This is a genomic window from Sphingobium sp. WTD-1 (genome assembly GCF_030128825.1).
GTDB lineage: Bacteria > Pseudomonadota > Alphaproteobacteria > Sphingomonadales > Sphingomonadaceae > Sphingobium.
On the sequence record NZ_CP119127.1, the window covers coordinates 3898132 to 3913350 of the forward strand.

The following is a 15219-nucleotide window of genomic DNA, read 5'->3' on the forward strand; positions in this document are numbered from 1 at the left end:
CTCCCCATTTTCTGATCTTGGTCAGTCCGGCATCGCCTGCATCAGCCGCGCCAGCGCGCCCGCATCCACCCCGTCGACCGGCGCTTCCTCGCCGCGCATCGCCGCCAGCACGGCGCGCAGTTCCGCCGGGGTGGCGCGCCAGAACTCGTCCGGCCGCCACCCCAGCAGCCAGCCGGTGATCCCCGCCAGCTGCCCCGCCCCTTCCGCAAAGCGCGTCATCGTCCCGCCAATATCTGTTGCAATATCGCCTTCAGCACCGGCGTCGCCCGCGCGAGGCCCGCCGCCAGCAGCGCCTCGCCCAGCGCCTCCCGGCTCAGCCCCTCGCGCTCGACCAGGCAATACCAGAACAGCCCGACCAGTTCGGCCAGCGTCAGCTTCCCATCCGCCGCCCGCTCGACCAGCGCAAACAGCGGCCCCAGCTCTTCCTCCGCCGCCACCAAAGCGGCAAAGCTCGGCCGCAGCGCCAGCGTCTCGCCGCCCAGGTCCAGCGCCGCCTCCCCCCGCACGGGGTTCACCGCCCCGCCGCTCATTCGCTCACCACCGCGCCGCTGCTTTCCAGGCTCAGCGCATAGTTGCGCTCGCCATTATAGTCGCCGGCATAGTCGAGCCGCGTCACCAGGAAGCGGCCGCGCATCCGCTCGCCACTCTCGAAACTCAGCTCATAATCTTCGATCGTGCCCGCCAGCGCATGGTTGCGCACCCGGATTTCGGCTGCCGATCCGGTGAAGATGCCGGCCGCCGACACGCTGACCGACCGCACCCCCGCGCCCGACAGCAGCTCGCGCCAGCCACCCGAATCCTTGCTGGTGATGTTGACCGCCTCACCGTTCACCGACAGCTGGGTGGTGCGCATCCCGGCCACCGTCTCATATATTGCCGGGACGTTGCCATTTCCCACCTTCAACAGAAACGCACTTCCTTTTTCGACGCCCATGGCGCATTCTCCCGTCAGACAAAGCGTTCTAAAACGCGGATTAAAGGAGAGGTCTGATGCTCGTGGTTGCCCCCCTTCTGATGATGCTCGCGGCCGCGCCGTCGGCCGACGCCATCGGCGCCGCCCGCAAGGCTTTTGCCGGCTGCCTCTCGGCCCAGGTCCAGCCCTCGCTCGACAAGAAGGTGCCGCTCGGCGAATTTCAGGGTCAGCTCAAAAAGACCTGCGCCGACAAGGAAGCGGCCTTCCGCGCCGCGATCCTCGCGCAGGACAAGGCCGACGGCATGTCGGACAAGGATGCGCAGGCCGATGCCGACGATCAGGTGTCCGAATATGTCGACAAGATCATCGGCGAATATGAGGACTATAATAAGCCCGGCGGCTGATCAGGCGCCCTCGCGCACCACCCGGATGCGATAGTCGACCACCGCCAGCCAGCCGCGCTCGCCCGCACGGGCAATCCGCGACCGCAACAGGCTGGCGGTGACGATCCGCCAGCCGCTCGCCTGCGCCAGGCTGATGACCGGGTCGATCCGCGCCAGCAACTCGCCCAGCCGCCCGGCCGTCTCCGCCATGTCATGCAGGCTGATCGACAGGCGCAGCTCGCGCCCCTCGACATCCTTGGCGCCCCAGTAGCTGCCCAAACACTCGCCCACCACGCCATAGGGCGCGCTTGCCCGCGCCGGCGCGCCGTCGAACAGGCCGTTCAGCCGATCCATCAAACCGGCATCGGCCTTCAGCGCCGCGATCACCGCGCTGCGTATCGCCACCTCCGCGCTCATGTCCTGCTCCTTCCCGCCTCGCGCAGGCTGAGGTCCGCCATCCAGCGCGCCTTCAGCCCCGGCGCCGACGCCCGTACCGCCTCGCCCTCGATCGCCGCCGCCACGCCCTGCGCGTCCAGCGCATCGACAATCGCCGCCCGCCGTCGCGCCGCCCGTTCCTCCATCCGCCGCGTCAGCGTCACCCGCATGACATCTCGCGTCACGAGAGGCGCATACTGCGCCAGGGCCGCCACAGCGCACTCACCACCGCCGGCGGCGCCGCGCCCTCGTCACCGCGCGCGACGAAATGCTCGGCCGCCAGCCGCATGATCCCCTGGCGCAGCGGTTCGGCCACGCCGTTCAGGTCCATCGCCATCCCGGCCTGATAGTCCACCGCCAGCCGGTTCCCCGGCCGCACCGCCCGTACCCAGCCATCGCCCGACGCATCGATGTCGATCGCATAGGCCTCGACCGGCAACGGCGTGACCGCCCCCGCATCGTCCACCGCCGCGACCGCACCGATTGCCACCACCGGCCGCGCCGCCAGCCGGTGCCAGCGTCCATCCGCCGGCACCGTATCGCGCGCGCCCCGCCGGATCAGCCACTGACCGACAAATTGCTCGCACAGCGCGCCCGCGCTCCGTAGCAGCCCCGCCAGCACCGCATCCTCGCTATCGCTCTCGATCCGCAGATAGGCTTTCAGCTCCGCCATCGACGCCGCCAGCCCCGCCCCATTGTCCGCTTCCGCCAGCATCAGCGCTCCTCCACCCGAAAGCCGATAGACCGCTCATCCACCTGCCCGTCGGACAGGGTGACGCGGTTGGTCAGCCGATAGACATGGCCGGCAATCCCGCCGCTCACTCGGACGCTGCTGCGCTGCGGCTCGAAGCCATGCTGGTCGATCGCCATGCCGCCCGGTTCAAGCGGCACCACCGTCCACACGCTCCCGGTCAGGCTCTGCCCGGCCAGATAGGCGGACCAGTCGATGCCATGGTCGATCCGCGCCTGCGGATCCTTGATGTTCAGCCTCATGCCCTGTCGCTCCCCCTGTTCGCCTCCGGCCGCTCGGTCCGGGCCGGCGCCCGCACCCGCGCGCTTTGTCCCGGCCGCATCCCCGCCGCCCATGCCCCGCTCCAGCGCGGGACCGTCGCGTCGCGCACATCGCCCAGCACCGCCGCGCCCAATGCCTCACCCGCCAGCATTGCCGCCTCCCGACACCAGCGCCTCGATCCGGTCGATCCGCCGCCGCTGCCACGCCGCCTCCAGCGCCAGGCACTCCTCGTAGCGCAGCCCCCAGCGCTCACCCGCTTCCCGCGCGGGTCGGATCAGCACATCCTCCCCATCCCGCTCCTCCGCCTCCGCCGGCCAGGCGTCATGGCACAGCAGCCCCAGCCGCACCGCCGCCCCCTCGCCCAGCCGCGCGTCGATCGCATCGCGCACCGCCTGTGCCACCAGCCCGACATGCCAGCGCGCATCCTCGCCCTTGGCCACCACCGCATCGACGAAGCGGAACTGGCGCCATTGCACGTCGCCCCAGGCGTCCAGCAGCGCCTCGGGCACCGCGCCGACATCGCATTTGGCCTGCGCATCCGACGTATTGATCGTCCCGCTCGCGGCATAGATGACCGACCAGCGATAGCCGGCCGCGCCCAGCGCCACGCCATTGTCCACCGCCGGCCGCAGCCCGGCCTCGATCACGGTCACGCCATCGGCCCGGCCGATCCGCAACGGGCTCGACAGATAGACGCCGCTATCGTTGAAGCGACGGATCTCGAAATCCGATCCGGCATTGCTGCCGCTCTCCGCGCTGCCGTTGCGGCTGAGCGACCAGCGCGCACTGGTGCCGGTCTGCAACTGCACAGCATTGATATAGCCCGCATCCGCACCGATCCGCAGCGCCTGGCTGGCCGCCGTCCGGCTCACCTCCAGGTCGCTCAGCACGGCGCTCCCGCCACTGATCGCCACCGCCGTCGCCGACTGCGTCGCCATCGCGCCCAATCCCAAGGTGGTTCTTGCCGCCGCCGCGTCGGCATCATCGACCAGCGATCGGGCAAAGCTGGTGAAGGATACGACGCCCGCCGTCCCGGCGCCGGTAAAATAGGCCAGCCGGTTGGCGGCGCTGGCCACGCTTGCCAGCGCCGTCAGATTGGCATTGACCGCCTGATAGGCCCCCGGTCCGGCATATTGGCTCCAGCCAACCGCGCTGCTTTCCAGCGTGCCGTCGGCGTTCGCGGTACAGACCCATGCCCGGTCGGCATTGGCGCTGCCTGCTTCCACCCAGATGCTGGCATTGGCGACCTTGGCCCAACTGTCCATATCGATGGCCCGCACCCAGACGCCATCGCTCGCGACATATACGCCGTTTTCCGCCGGGTTGGCCTGATCCTTCACCAGGATACGGTCGCCACTCGCCGTCATGATGCCGTCAACCGACTGCAACCCGGCCAGGCTGATCGTGGCGGTCGTGGCCAGCTTCGCGCTATTCTTGGCATCGATCGCCTGCATCTGCGCATCGACATAGGCCTTGGTCGCGGCATGGAGATCGGCGCCCGGCATCCCGCTCAGGATCAGCGGCCCGCCCATCACATCGCCCGCCTTCTGCAATGCGCCGACAATGCGCATATCGTCTCCGGCGGCGACCGTCGCCGCACCGGTCCCGACGGCACGCACGGCACTGTCGCCCAGCCCCAGCGCAGCCCGTGCGCCAGCGACACTGGTCGCGCCGGTGCCGCCATGGCCGATCGCCAGCGTCCCGCCCAGGGTCAGCGCCCCGCTATCGATCACCGGCCCGCCACCGAAGGCCAATCCGGTCGTGCCGCCCGACACGTCCACCGCCCGCACGGATCCGGCCCCGATATGCCCTCTCAGGGCCGCCGCATCGCCTTGCGCCAGCAGGCTGCGGCCAAAGGCCGTCGTCGCGATGTCCGCCAGCGCGTCCAGCCCCGCGCTCGCCTCCTGCTTGCCGGCCAGCGCCTCGCCAAGGCCATCGATTGCCGCTAGCCCATGGCCATGGCCCTCGACCGCCGCGATCCAGCCGCTGTGCAGCACCAGCCCGCCCCGCTTCTCGCCCGGCGCGAAACTGACCGCCCCGCCCCCGGCCGACGACGCCATCGGCTCGCGCACCAGCCGCCCGTCCGCGTCCAGCCCCCCGCTGCCCGCCTCCCACGCCGCCGGATCATCGACCCCGACGATCATATAGGGAAAGCGCGCGCCCGTCCCCAGCGCATCGGCAAAGGCCCGGTAGCCCGCCAGCGCCCCGCCCAGCAGCAATGGCCCGTCGCCGACATCGAAACAGACCTCGCGCACCAGGTCCGCCATCACCCATTCGCTGATCGCCCCCTCACTGATCACCACGCCCCGCTCCCCCACAAAGCCAAAAAAGCCCCTCCCCTTCAGGGGAGGGGTTGGGGTGGGGGCTGTCCCCCACCCCCGACACCGTTACGAAGCAGCAAACTTCACCAGCTTGCCGCCGGCTCGTTTACGAAGCGGCGAACTTCATCAGCTTGATCGCCTCGCTGTTCGCCACCGCGCCGCCGATCCGCTTGACCGCGTAGAAATGGACGAACGGCTTGTTGCTGAACGGATCGCGCAGGATGCTGGTGTCGCTGCGTTCGGCGATGACATAGCCGGCCTGGAAATTGCCGAAGGCGATCGACAGGCTGTTCGCGGCGATATCAGGCATGTCCTCCGCCTCGACCACCGGATAGCCCAGCAGGGTCGCCGGCTGCCCGGCCGCCAGCCCCGGCTGCCAGATGAAGGCGCCATCGCTGGTCTTCATCTTGCGGATCGCCGCCAGCGTCGCCGAGTTCATCACGAAGCTCGCCCCCTGGCGATAGGGCGCGCGCAGGCTCTGGACCAGGTCGATCAGCCTGTCCTGCGGGTTGCTGCCCGCAAAGGCCCCCGCCGCCCCCGACGCAACATATTGCAGCGACCCGAACGCGCGCACGCTGTCCACCTCGCTGGTGGTGGTATAGGTCAGGAAGCCCTTGGGCTTGTTCGTCCCATTGCCGTTGACGAAGGCCGCCCCCTCGGCCACCGCGAACTCGCGGGCAATCTCGCCCGCCAGCCAGCCCTCGACATCGAACTGCGCGTCGTCCAGCATCGCCTGGCTCGCCGCCGGATTGGCGTAAAGCTCGCCCGATGGCGGCGCGATCTCATTGAAGCTCGGCGTGCCCGTCTCGGCCCGCGCCCCGGTCTCGCTCGCCCAGCCCGACACGATCCCGCCGGCCGTCACCAGCTTGCGATAGCCCGCCGTCCCGGTCCGCACGACATTGGCGATGCCGCGGATCGGCGAAATCGCCTTCAGCGTAGACCCGATCAGCTGGTCGATCTCGCGCGGCACCGCATAGCCGCCCGCCGCTCCGCTGGCCCCGGAAAAGCTCTTCAGCTCGACGCCCGCTTCCAGCCCCTGCCGCAGATAGCGCTCGACAAAGGCGCCGCGCGCCGGATCGACCTCGCCGCCCTTCACCCCATCGAGCGCCGGCCGCCCCATCTGCACCCGCATCGCCCCCAGCTGCGCCTCCAGCGCCGCGATCCGCTCGCCCTGCGCCACCGTCTCGAAAGCGCCCTCCAGCCCGTCCGTCACCACTTCCGTCATAACCATCTCCCGCTTGCCAAAACGAAAAAGGGCGGCCCCGATTGGGACCGCCCACAAAAAGAAAATCCTCGCCCCATCGGGAAGAGGATACGGAGCCTTGGCGGCAAAGCCGCCTAGGCGCAATTGGAGAGGGGAGTGCTTCCCCCTGTTGCCTTTTCCACGCCTTCCGCCCATCCATCAAACGGGGGACGATCAAATGAGTTATCCAGCCGGCTCAAGGGCCGAGTTCAGCCTGATATTGCACAGCATCCAACGCACGTTGGATTTCAACGGCCGCGCCCGCAGATCGGAATTGCTTTATTATCAGATCGCCGTTGCCCTGCTCGGAATCGTCATCGGCTTTGGAAGCATGACCATAATGTCGCTACAGCAAAGGGTTCTTCTGTTAAGCCTGATGCAGATCGTGACCGCAATCCCCCTGTTCGCTCTCTTTGCACGCCGCCTGCACGATCAAGATCGATCAGGATGGTGGGCATTGCCCCTCCCGGTGATCATTGCGTTCAACATGACGGATAATTACCATAGATGGGCGGACGACGGCCAAATCCTGTCACTGCCGCTGCCTTTGACCATCATTCGAAGTCTGGCCATCATTGCCATGCTGGTCTTCACCTTCTGGCCCGGCACGCAAGGCCCCAATCGTTTCGGTAAAGACCCCCGTCCGGCCTGAACTGCGACGAGAAGACCATGCCCCTCACCCTCGCCACCCACGGCGCCCAGCATCTTCCCGCAGCGCTGTCCCCTGCCGATCTCGCCACGATCGAAGCCGCCCTCGCTGATCTGCCGCCCGACCAGCCGGGCCTGCGCCTCGCCAGCCTGCCCGCGCTTGGTCCGTTGCTCGGCCCGACCGGCGCGATCGGCCGCCAGGCCGCCGCGCATCAGGGCGCAGCCAGCCGCCCGGTCCGCGCCATTCTGTTCGACAAGAGCGCCGCCACCAACTGGGCGCTGGGCTGGCATCAGGATCGCACCATCGCCGTGCGCCGGCGCATCGACGCGCCCGGCTTTGGCCCCTGGACGATGAAGTCCGGCATCCAGCATGTCGCCCCGCCCCAGTCGCTGCTCGACGCGATGGTGACGCTGCGCCTCCATCTCGATCCGGTCGATGCCGACAATGCCCCGCTGCTGATCGCACCCGGCTCCCACCATCATGGCCGCGTCGCCGAAGCCGATGTCGCCGCCCTCGTCGCAAGCTGCGGCATCCAGCCCTGCCTCGCGGCGCGCGGCGACATCTGGCTCTACGCCACGCCGATCCTCCACGCCTCCGACGCCGCCACCAACCCGCGCCACCGCCGCGTGCTGCAACTCGACTATAGCGCCGACCCGCTACCCGACGGCCTAGAATGGCTGGGGGTCTAGTCCCCCTCCACCGCCACCACCCGCGCCAGCGGCTGCATCGGGTGCGTTACCAAACTCACCTCCACCAGTTCCAGCGCCAGCAATTCGCGCGGCCCCCTGCCCCGCGCCGCCTTCACCCGGTAACCAAAACTCAGCCCATCGACCGCGCCGGCCGCCAGCATCGCCGCCGCCTCGCGCCCGGCCGCGCTCGCCCGCGACACAAGGCCAATCACCCGCAGCCCGCGCCTGTCCTCGCGCGCCATCTCGATCCGGCCGATCGGCGCGCCGGGCCGATGCTGCCACAGCAGCGGCACATGCGCCGCCGTCACCGCACCGAACGCGCCCGGCCGCACCACATCGCCGCCCCGGTCCACCCGGTCGAAGATCGCGGCATAGCCGGCAAAGCGCAACGCGCCCGCATCCCCCCGCCCGTTCATCCCTTAACCAGCCCGATGAGGCCCATCTTCACCGCCATCCCCAGCAGCACCAGCGCCATCATGATCCGCACCGCCCAGCCGATCGCCGCCCCGCGCGCCGCCTTCTTCGCGTCGCGCCAGGCGCGCAGCAGCTCGCGCAATTCCCGCATGTCGGCCTCGGCCCGCCGGTCCTCCAGCCCCAGCCGCGCCAGCGCCCGCCCGGCGCCCAATTCGCTCGCCTCCTCGATCAGCGCCCGGATCATCACCATGTCCCCCCGCCCCGGCAGCCCGGCGCCCTCGGCCTGCGCCACCAGCCGCGCCAGCATCTCCTCTTTCATGGCCCCACCTTCCCTTGGGCGCCGCGCGCCCCTATCTGGGCGCACATGAAGCGCACCCCTCGCAAATTGCTGATCGCCCTCGTCATCCTCGCGCTCGGCCTCATCGCCTGGCATTTCGGCCTGTTCCGCGCCGGCGACTGCCTGTTGCAGGGCGGCAGCTGGAACATGGACAACGGCTTTTGCCGTCTCGACAGCCTCGCCCGGCCACTGTGAAGCGGGTGTGAAGCGGGCGCTGCTCGGCGGGCTGCTAGTCCTGATCGCCGCCGCCCTCTGCCTCTGGCAAAGCGACTGGCTCGCCCAAGATCGCTGCCTAGACAGCGGCGGCCGCTGGGCCGCACAGGGCCATTGCCAGCGCTAGGCGATGCCCAGCATCGCCTTCTTCTCTTCCGCAGAGAGGAAGTCCGCCCCCGCCACCCGCTCCCACAGCGCCGCGCGCTCGTCCGACAGCGCCGGCACCGCGTCCAGATCCGGCGCCAGGCTCAGCCCCGGCCACCAGCCCTGCAGTCCCTGCGCCAGCCCCGCGCCGATCTTGCCCGCCAGCGGCAAGATTGTCTGCCGCCACAGCGCCTTGTTCGCCTCGCGATAATTGGCGTAGCTATTGTCGCCCGGCAGCCCCATCAGCATCGGCGGCACGCCAAAGGCCAGCGCGATCTCCCGCGCCGCCGCGGCCTTCAATCCGACAAAGTCCATCTCGGCCGGCGACAGGCTCATCGCCCGCCAGTCAAGCCCGCCCTCCAGCAGCATCGGCCGCCCGGCATTGGCCGCGCCGCTGAACGCCGCCTCCATCTCGCGCCGCACCCGCTCAAACTGCTCCGGGCTCAGCACCGATCCGTCGCCCGGCGCATAGACCATCGCGCCCGAAGGCCGCGCCGCATTGTCGAGCAGCGCCTTGTTCCACACCGTCGCCAATGCGGTGACGGTTATACACACATTTCTAACGCTAACTGGTTAGGAACGCACCACTATGGCCCAGCACGATCACGATTTCCCTAACGCCCAAAAATCCAAGCCCGCCTATTTGTATGCGCGGTTCAGTTCGCTCGCTCAGCGCGAAGGAATCAGCATAGAGCGCCAGCTTGGCTATGGTGCATCCTTTGCCAAAGATCGTGGCTGGAATGTCGTAGAGCAGCTTCGCGATGACGGTAAAAGCGCGTTCAAGGGCGCGAATCGCGAGGAGGGCGCAGCACTTTACGAATTCGAGCTGAAAGCACGGAACGGCGTATTCCGTGACGGCGCTGTGCTGGTCTGCGAGAACGTGGACCGCTTATCGCGCCAAGGTGCGAAAGCTGCCGCTCAGCTTATTTGGTCCCTCAACGAAGCTGGCGTTGACGTTGCCACCTACCATGACGGCCATATCTATAAGGCTGGCGACGATGGCGACCTGATGGACCTGCTCTCCGTCATCATCAAAGGTGCGCTGGGCAAAGAAGAGAGTTTTAAAAAGTCAGAGCGGTCCAAAGCCAATTGGACGAATATCCACGAACGCATAGCCAATGGGGAAAAGGCTGCATTCTCCAGCCAATGCCCACAATGGCTGGAAATTAAAGATGGCACATATGTCCTGAACGAGCATCGCGCAGGCATCCTTCGCCAGATTTATAGCTGGTATTGCGACGGGCTTGGAAGCCTCACGATCCTCAATAAGCTGAACGAATTGGGGGAAGATAGCTGGTCAGTTTCCAAGCGGTTCAAGGAGCGGAATGTCTGGACCATCCGCTATATCCACAAGCTGCTGATGACCCCTGCTGTGATGGGCGAATATGTCACGCTCAAGGGCGTCACCCTGTCGCGGGATTATTATCCAACCGTCATCAGCCCAGAGATATTTTATAAGGCTCAAGCCATCCGTGAGAAACGCCGCGTCATTGGCGGTGCTGAGCGGCGGCGCACCGTCAATCTGTTCCTGGGGCTTTCAAAGTGCGGCGTCTGTGGCGGCGCAGCCGTCTATCTCAAGCGGACGCGGACTTATAAACTCACCACGCAGAGCGGCACTTTCACCCGCGAGCGGAAAACCCACGCATATCTGAAATGCAATTCGGCTCGCTATAAACATGAAGTCTGCACCAACCCGTCCCATATCCCATATGAGGTGATCGAGCGTATCGTGCTGGACAAGGTGTTGCCGCTCATTGCCAAGCACAAGGACGAGAAAAAAGTCATTGGGGCGTTCGACACGAAGATGGCGGACATTCAGCGCGACATAGCGGTGAAACAGACTCAGTTGGACAACATCGTTGAGGCGCTGGCGGAAAACCCGACCTTAAAGGCGTTCATCAAGAAGGCTGCGGATTTGGAAGCTGAAATTGAATCGCTGACGGATCAGTTGGCGGCTGTGAAATTGCAGCGGGACATTGAGGCGGCAAAGCCAGCCAAAACCAAAGACGTTGAATTGGTCGACCAGCTTCGCAACGAATTGGACAATGAGGACGAGGGCGAGCGGTTTGAGGCCCGCGCAAAAATGACTGCGCTGCTCAACCGCCTGCTCAACACGGTCAACATCAACGATGACAGGACGTTCACGGTCAAAGTCGATGATGGTTTCTCAGCCACCTACGATGCGGACGGCGAAGCGATTGGCTTCACGCTCAGCGGTGATAGGATCGTTGATGAAATGACCGAAGCCCTACAAACGGAGTACGCATCCGATAGCGGCCGCCTTGCGATGGGGGAGTAGTCGCGCGAGTTAGCGGCAGTGCAAGCACCGTGGTTTGCACTGTGGCTAGCGACGAGACGGTTTGTCAGGCGGCCATTTCGGCCGGCTTGCTGTTCTGGAGGGTTTTCCAGTGCCAGGGCAAGAGTTCGTGCAGCCGGTTCTGGGGGATATCGGCGATGCGAGCGAGGACATCGGTGAGCCATGCGAGCGGATCGACGTCGTTGAGCCGACAGGTGCCGATCAGGCTGAACAGCATTGCGGCGCGTTCTCCACCCCGGTCCGATCCCACGAACCCCCAGCTCTTCCTTCCGCGAGCTACGCTGCGCAACGGCCGCTCCGCGGCATTGTTCGTGAGACAGATGCGACCATCTTCCAGGAAGGTGGTGAAGCTTTCCCAGTCATTGAGGAAGTAGGCGATGGCCTCGGCCACGGGATCTTTCCGGGAAAGGGTCTTTCGGTGGGTATCAAACCAGGCCTTGAGCTGATCGACTAACGGGGCGACCTTTTCCTTGCGAACGGCCAGGCGTTCCTCGGGAGTCTTGCCGTTGACATCCCGCTCGACGGCAAAGATCTGGTCGATCATCTCCAGTCCCTCCCGCGCGAGTGGGGAGATGAGCGGCACTTTCCCCTTCTTCTTGCCCTTCAGCTGACTGGCCACATCGACCAGTACGAACAGCTTTCGCCTACCGTGTTGCCAGCAGTTTGCGCGGGTCATGGCCTTATCGGCCCACCCTTCCTTGAACATCTCGTTGAAGCCGGCATAGCGGTCGACCTGGAGGATTCCGGTATAGCCAGCCAGATGCGCGCGGGGATGTTCGCCCTTTCGATTTCGGGAGTAACGGCACATCAGCGCCGGCGGCGCCGCCCCACCAAAGGGGGTGTCATCGCGCACATAGTCCCAGATGCGAGCGACCTCGGTCTTGTATTTGGCGAGGAGAGGAACAGTGGTGTCGTCGGCGTGGAGGCGCTCGGCGGCCAGCACATGGGCATCGTTCAGCAGGGAGATCGGTTTGAGGGCGGCGCAGACGGCGCCGACCTGATCGGCAAGCGTCGAGATGCTCAGGGGGATGCCCTCCACCTCCAGGCGGTCGCGCTGGCTGTTAAGCGGCTGATGCAGTCCATATTTCTGGAAGACGAGATCGGCCAGGAAGTGCGGGCCGAACATGCCCCGGGGCGTCACGTGGAAGGGCGCCGGGGCCTGGCGGATCTTTTCACAATGCCGGCAGGAGACTTTCTCGCGCACCGTTTCGATAACCTTGTGGCGTGCGGGCACCTTCTCCAGGGTTTTGGTGATGTCGGGCGGCAAATGGCTTAGCGCATCCGAGCCGCAGCAGGGGCATTGCTCGGGTGCGGGGATCACTCGCTTCTCGCGCTCCACATGAGCCGGGAAGTCGCGGCGGGGTCCCCGCTGACGGGTGAAGAGAGCAACGGTGGTAGTTTTGGCCGCGGCTTGCGCGGCGATGCTCTCGGCTTCGCTGGCATCGGCCTCGAGCTCTTCGAAGCCCAGCTCGAACTGGTCAATAAGCCGGCTCGCGCGTTCCGATTTCGCGCCATATTTGTCGCGGCGCATGAGCGCGTTAATCAGTTCAAGATGCGCATTGCGGGCAAGAAGGTCGGCGTTGATCGCCTCAACGCGGGCGGCTTTTGCCTCCGCTTCGAGCGCCATGGTCTGAGCTTCGAGTGCCTTGGCTTGAGCTTCCTGGACCAGTTGATGCGCTGCATCGAGATTGGCGCGCAGCTTCAAAAATTCAGGACTGTCGTCGCTCGAGGGCATGCCCGTCTATAGCGAGAAAAGCTCACAAAACCTAAGGTTTTCTAGGATTTTGAGCGGTTTTTATCTCACCCGACGCCCCGGTTTTTGAGCAGGCGCCGCATGCCTGCGCCGTCAACCAACCTGACTGGGTCGCCAACTTCTCTGCGGATTGCGCCAATCTATCCCCTCGAGCAGACAGGCCAGCGCCGAGGGGGTAAGCGCGATCGCTCCGTCCTTGGCCGAGGGCCAGATAAAATGTCCACGTGCGAGACGCTTTGAATACAACGATACGCCCAGCGCATCGCTCCACAGAATCTTCACCAGATCGCCGCGACGTCCGCGAAAGACAAATAAATCCCCATCATGGAAGCGTCGCCCCAGATGCTGTTCCACCTGGCGGGCTAAAGTAGCCATGCCGCGACGCATGTCGGTATGACCGGCCGCTATCCAAATCTTTACATCCGCAGAAACGGGGATCATCGCAAGCTCCCCAGGATCGCACGGACAAGTTCGGGCCCCGCCTCATCGCCGAACCGGATTACCGCTCCCCGCGTCTCGATCTCCGCTGCAACGCGCAGGCCCTGCCTCTCGCTCGGCACGTCAGCGGAGGCATCAGCCTTCATCACCACCGGCACAAAGCTCGCCCCGGTGCTCGACGGACCTATCCTCTGTGTCAGCTCCCGCCGCCAGCGATGGATCAGGCTCGGATGTATGTCCGCCGCCCGCGCAATATCCGCTACAACCGCTCCGGGCGCACAGGCCGCCAATACCAGCGCTTCCTTCTGCTCGGCCGTCCACGCCCGGCGCCGCTCCGGCCCCGAAATCACCGTTATCCGATCCATCGCACTCTCGCTAAATCCAGTGCAAACCACCACGCTTGCACTCGCGCTAAATCCGACGACGGTCACATCAGAACAAGGCGGCCCCTAGCGGATGCGTACCAAACGGACGATAGGGCAACAGTCATTGACGAGGCGTTCAAACGGGTTCGCGTCTAGCCTGTCTCGCTGCCATTGCCTCCAACCGCAACAGCTCAATGTGTAGGTAGTCCATTGGCAGTGCATGTTCGCATTTGGCGTAGCTTGGGAATATCCCCCTCGCGGCATTCTCAGCGATCATCCGTCCACGGTTGAGCGCGCGGCTCGTTAATTCCTTTAGGTTCTTGCGATCCTCAAACGTGCCATCCTTTGACGACCTGATGCCACGATATTGGCGGCTGAGCCGCGCCATTGCGCCAACTTGCCATAGGGTCGCCTTGGGATGACGCGCTCTAACGCCTAGAACGTCTCTATATCTCTTTACACTGTCACGGTGCAGCTTAGCGCCGAAGAGCGCGTATTTCGCGTTTGCGTCGTGCTGACGGGAATTTCCAGCCTTAGGCAGTTCGTCCAGCAACGCAGATAGCTGTCGCATAATCTGCGCTTTCGCCAATCCTGCTGGGATCGCCGCGATAATGGTCGCTGGCTGCCCCTGCTCAGACCAGTCGCCGTTGATATAGTCTGCCGCAGCCTTTCCTAGATCAGTAGCATCCCTGTCGCTGATGACGCCCAAGCGCGTGATGGACGGCAACTTGTCACCCGCAAAGCCGAAGTTGCGGTAGCGATTCCTCGTCCACCAATCGCTGAACTGGCTGAATTTTGCCTCTCCAAGATCGTCATAGACCGCCAACACATCGTCGAAATCTGACGGCAGGCTCTCAGAGCCATCTAAATCGCCTGCGCGAAATCGGCGGGCAAGTTCATAGCTGGGGCTGAAAACAAGGAACTGCTGCCAAAGCGTCATCCATTTCACCATTTCAATGCGCGCAAGCTGCTTTTGGCGATCTAGCTGTCTCAAGGTTGGCTCGTTATCTTGGAAACTATCAAGTCAATCACGTATCAGGCCAACCCTGCCGTATCAATGCCTCACGACGCCGCACGGTGCCGCGTCAAAGAGGAGATACGAAAATGGAAGTTATCGAAAACCAGCAGGCCGCAACCACTGAGGAAGCGACCAACTACAAGCCCCGTTGGGATCGTGCAGAACGCCGCATTGGGTTCAGCACCGCTAAGCTGGCAAAGAAGCCTAAGCTGTCTGACCTGAGCAACCTTGAGCGCCTGCTCGCCCGCCTTGGCAAGGAAGCAAACAGCCTCAACGGCATCAAGGTCGCTATCGCCGCTCGCTGGTGCAGCACGGTCTACACTAACCTCACGATGCAGCAGATTGAGAGCATCGTCACTGACTGCCGCAGCGGTGAGAACCCCAGCAAACTGCTCGCTGATCCCGTCACCTATTTCGACAATCTGACTGGCTACAAGCACGAAAAGCCTGAGGGCAAGACCGTCGAAGTAATCGACACTGGCATCTTCGCCAACATCAACGCGGCCTAACAGCAGCAATCACCAACAACTCAGCACCGACCCACACGCAGACATGGATTTGCGTGATGGGGAAGT

22 protein-coding genes and 1 pseudogene are annotated in these 15219 nt (G+C 64.9%); 6 read left to right on the forward strand and 17 right to left on the reverse strand.

Translation table 11 applies throughout. The features are described 5' to 3' along the window. Positions 1–21: 21 nt before the first annotated feature. Genes N6H05_RS19240 through N6H05_RS19250 form a run of 3 tightly spaced genes read right to left on the reverse strand, consistent with a single transcriptional unit; the run spans position 22 to position 934 of the window. Positions 22–219: a phage tail assembly chaperone gene (locus N6H05_RS19240; protein ID WP_284111211.1), complete on the reverse strand. Its 198-nt coding sequence runs from the start codon at positions 217–219 to the stop codon at positions 22–24. Then, entirely contained in the window at positions 216–530 is a 315-nt protein-coding gene (locus N6H05_RS19245; RefSeq protein ID WP_284111212.1) for a GTA-gp10 family protein, read from the reverse strand. Before N6H05_RS19245 ends, N6H05_RS19240 begins: the two co-directional genes overlap by 4 nt. Next, entirely contained in the window at positions 527–934 is a 408-nt protein-coding gene (locus tag N6H05_RS19250; protein WP_284111213.1) for a phage tail tube protein, read from the reverse strand. The genes N6H05_RS19245 and N6H05_RS19250 overlap by 4 nt, the downstream gene beginning before the upstream one ends. Positions 935–990: 56 nt before the next feature. On the opposite strand from N6H05_RS19250, the gene N6H05_RS19255 reads away from it, so the two are divergent. Beyond that, positions 991–1317, forward strand: coding sequence for a hypothetical protein (locus N6H05_RS19255; RefSeq protein WP_284111214.1), 327 nt, complete (start codon positions 991–993; stop codon positions 1315–1317). On the opposite strand, the gene gp17 is transcribed toward N6H05_RS19255, so the two are convergent. The 7 genes from gp17 to N6H05_RS19290 all read right to left on the reverse strand — a co-directional run bounded on the left by gp17 (position 1318) and on the right by N6H05_RS19290 (position 6289). After that, a complete protein-coding gene (gene gp17 / locus N6H05_RS19260) occupies positions 1318–1713 on the reverse strand; it encodes a tail completion protein gp17 (protein ID WP_284111215.1) in 396 nt (131 codons plus the stop codon). It abuts the gene before it with no gap. Next, positions 1710–1916: a hypothetical protein gene (locus N6H05_RS19265; RefSeq protein ID WP_284111216.1), complete on the reverse strand. Its 207-nt coding sequence runs from the start codon at positions 1914–1916 to the stop codon at positions 1710–1712. The genes gp17 and N6H05_RS19265 overlap by 4 nt, the downstream gene beginning before the upstream one ends. Further along, complete coding sequence (locus tag N6H05_RS19270; RefSeq protein ID WP_284111218.1) at positions 1913–2446, reverse strand: head-tail connector protein; 534 nt, start codon at positions 2444–2446, stop codon at positions 1913–1915. Before N6H05_RS19270 ends, N6H05_RS19265 begins: the two co-directional genes overlap by 4 nt. Further along, complete coding sequence (locus N6H05_RS19275; protein WP_188084430.1) at positions 2446–2724, reverse strand: phage fiber-tail adaptor protein; 279 nt, start codon at positions 2722–2724, stop codon at positions 2446–2448. Before N6H05_RS19275 ends, N6H05_RS19270 begins: the two co-directional genes overlap by 1 nt. Beyond that, a complete protein-coding gene (locus tag N6H05_RS19280; protein WP_284111219.1) occupies positions 2721–2894 on the reverse strand; it encodes a hypothetical protein in 174 nt (57 codons plus the stop codon). Before N6H05_RS19280 ends, N6H05_RS19275 begins: the two co-directional genes overlap by 4 nt. After that, on the reverse strand, positions 2881–5046 hold the full coding sequence (locus tag N6H05_RS19285; protein ID WP_284111220.1) for a tail fiber domain-containing protein: 2166 nt from the start codon (positions 5044–5046) through the stop codon (positions 2881–2883). Before N6H05_RS19285 ends, N6H05_RS19280 begins: the two co-directional genes overlap by 14 nt. A gap of 124 nt (positions 5047–5170) precedes the next feature. After that, positions 5171–6289 (reverse strand): phage major capsid protein, encoded by a 1119-nt coding sequence (locus N6H05_RS19290; RefSeq protein WP_284114276.1) that lies wholly within the window; start codon positions 6287–6289, stop codon positions 5171–5173. A gap of 196 nt (positions 6290–6485) precedes the next feature. Here N6H05_RS19290 and N6H05_RS19295 point away from each other — a divergent pair, with 196 nt between their 5' ends. Together N6H05_RS19295 and N6H05_RS19300 are read left to right on the forward strand one after the other, a co-directional pair. Further along, the gene (locus N6H05_RS19295; RefSeq protein WP_284111222.1) at positions 6486–6959 is read left to right on the forward strand and encodes a DUF805 domain-containing protein; all 474 of its coding nucleotides are present in this window, start codon (positions 6486–6488) and stop codon (positions 6957–6959) included. A 17-nt stretch (positions 6960–6976) separates the two neighbouring features. Then, the gene (locus N6H05_RS19300; protein ID WP_284111223.1) at positions 6977–7645 is read left to right on the forward strand and encodes a phytanoyl-CoA dioxygenase family protein; all 669 of its coding nucleotides are present in this window, start codon (positions 6977–6979) and stop codon (positions 7643–7645) included. On the opposite strand, the gene N6H05_RS19305 is transcribed toward N6H05_RS19300, so the two are convergent. Together N6H05_RS19305 and N6H05_RS19310 are read right to left on the reverse strand one after the other, a co-directional pair. Then, on the reverse strand, positions 7642–8061 hold the full coding sequence (locus N6H05_RS19305; protein ID WP_284111224.1) for an HK97 family phage prohead protease: 420 nt from the start codon (positions 8059–8061) through the stop codon (positions 7642–7644). The two genes, N6H05_RS19300 and N6H05_RS19305, sit on opposite strands and share 4 nt — an antisense overlap. Beyond that, a complete protein-coding gene (locus N6H05_RS19310; protein ID WP_284111225.1) occupies positions 8058–8378 on the reverse strand; it encodes a DUF6127 family protein in 321 nt (106 codons plus the stop codon). Before N6H05_RS19310 ends, N6H05_RS19305 begins: the two co-directional genes overlap by 4 nt. Positions 8379–8423: 45 nt before the next feature. Here N6H05_RS19310 and N6H05_RS19315 point away from each other — a divergent pair, with 45 nt between their 5' ends. Next, positions 8424–8591, forward strand: a complete 168-nt coding sequence (locus N6H05_RS19315; RefSeq protein WP_007715198.1) for a hypothetical protein — start codon at positions 8424–8426, stop codon at positions 8589–8591. A gap of 141 nt (positions 8592–8732) precedes the next feature. Here the strand turns inward: N6H05_RS19315 and N6H05_RS19320 are convergent. Then, a pseudogene (locus N6H05_RS19320) lies at positions 8733–9287 on the reverse strand (phage portal protein); the annotation flags it as partial. Positions 9288–9342: 55 nt separating this feature from the next. Between N6H05_RS19320 and N6H05_RS19325 the strand changes: the two are divergent. Beyond that, positions 9343–11052, forward strand: a complete 1710-nt coding sequence (locus N6H05_RS19325) for a recombinase family protein (RefSeq protein ID WP_284111226.1) — start codon at positions 9343–9345, stop codon at positions 11050–11052. Positions 11053–11116: 64 nt separating this feature from the next. On the opposite strand, the gene tnpC is transcribed toward N6H05_RS19325, so the two are convergent. The 4 genes from tnpC to N6H05_RS19345 all read right to left on the reverse strand — a co-directional run bounded on the left by tnpC (position 11117) and on the right by N6H05_RS19345 (position 14620). Further along, on the reverse strand, positions 11117–12697 hold the full coding sequence (gene tnpC / locus N6H05_RS19330; protein WP_284114259.1) for an IS66 family transposase: 1581 nt from the start codon (positions 12695–12697) through the stop codon (positions 11117–11119). Between the two features lie 219 nt (positions 12698–12916). Then, positions 12917–13264, reverse strand: coding sequence for an IS66 family insertion sequence element accessory protein TnpB (gene tnpB, locus N6H05_RS19335; RefSeq protein ID WP_284110880.1), 348 nt, complete (start codon positions 13262–13264; stop codon positions 12917–12919). Further along, a complete protein-coding gene (tnpA, locus tag N6H05_RS19340; protein ID WP_284110879.1) occupies positions 13261–13626 on the reverse strand; it encodes an IS66-like element accessory protein TnpA in 366 nt (121 codons plus the stop codon). Before tnpA ends, tnpB begins: the two co-directional genes overlap by 4 nt. A 136-nt stretch (positions 13627–13762) precedes the next feature. Continuing rightward, a complete protein-coding gene (locus N6H05_RS19345) occupies positions 13763–14620 on the reverse strand; it encodes a hypothetical protein (RefSeq protein WP_284111227.1) in 858 nt (285 codons plus the stop codon). 110 nt (positions 14621–14730) lie between these two features. Here N6H05_RS19345 and N6H05_RS19350 point away from each other — a divergent pair, with 110 nt between their 5' ends. Further along, positions 14731–15153 (forward strand): hypothetical protein, encoded by a 423-nt coding sequence (locus tag N6H05_RS19350; RefSeq protein WP_284111228.1) that lies wholly within the window; start codon positions 14731–14733, stop codon positions 15151–15153. Positions 15154–15219: the final 66 nt, after the last annotated feature.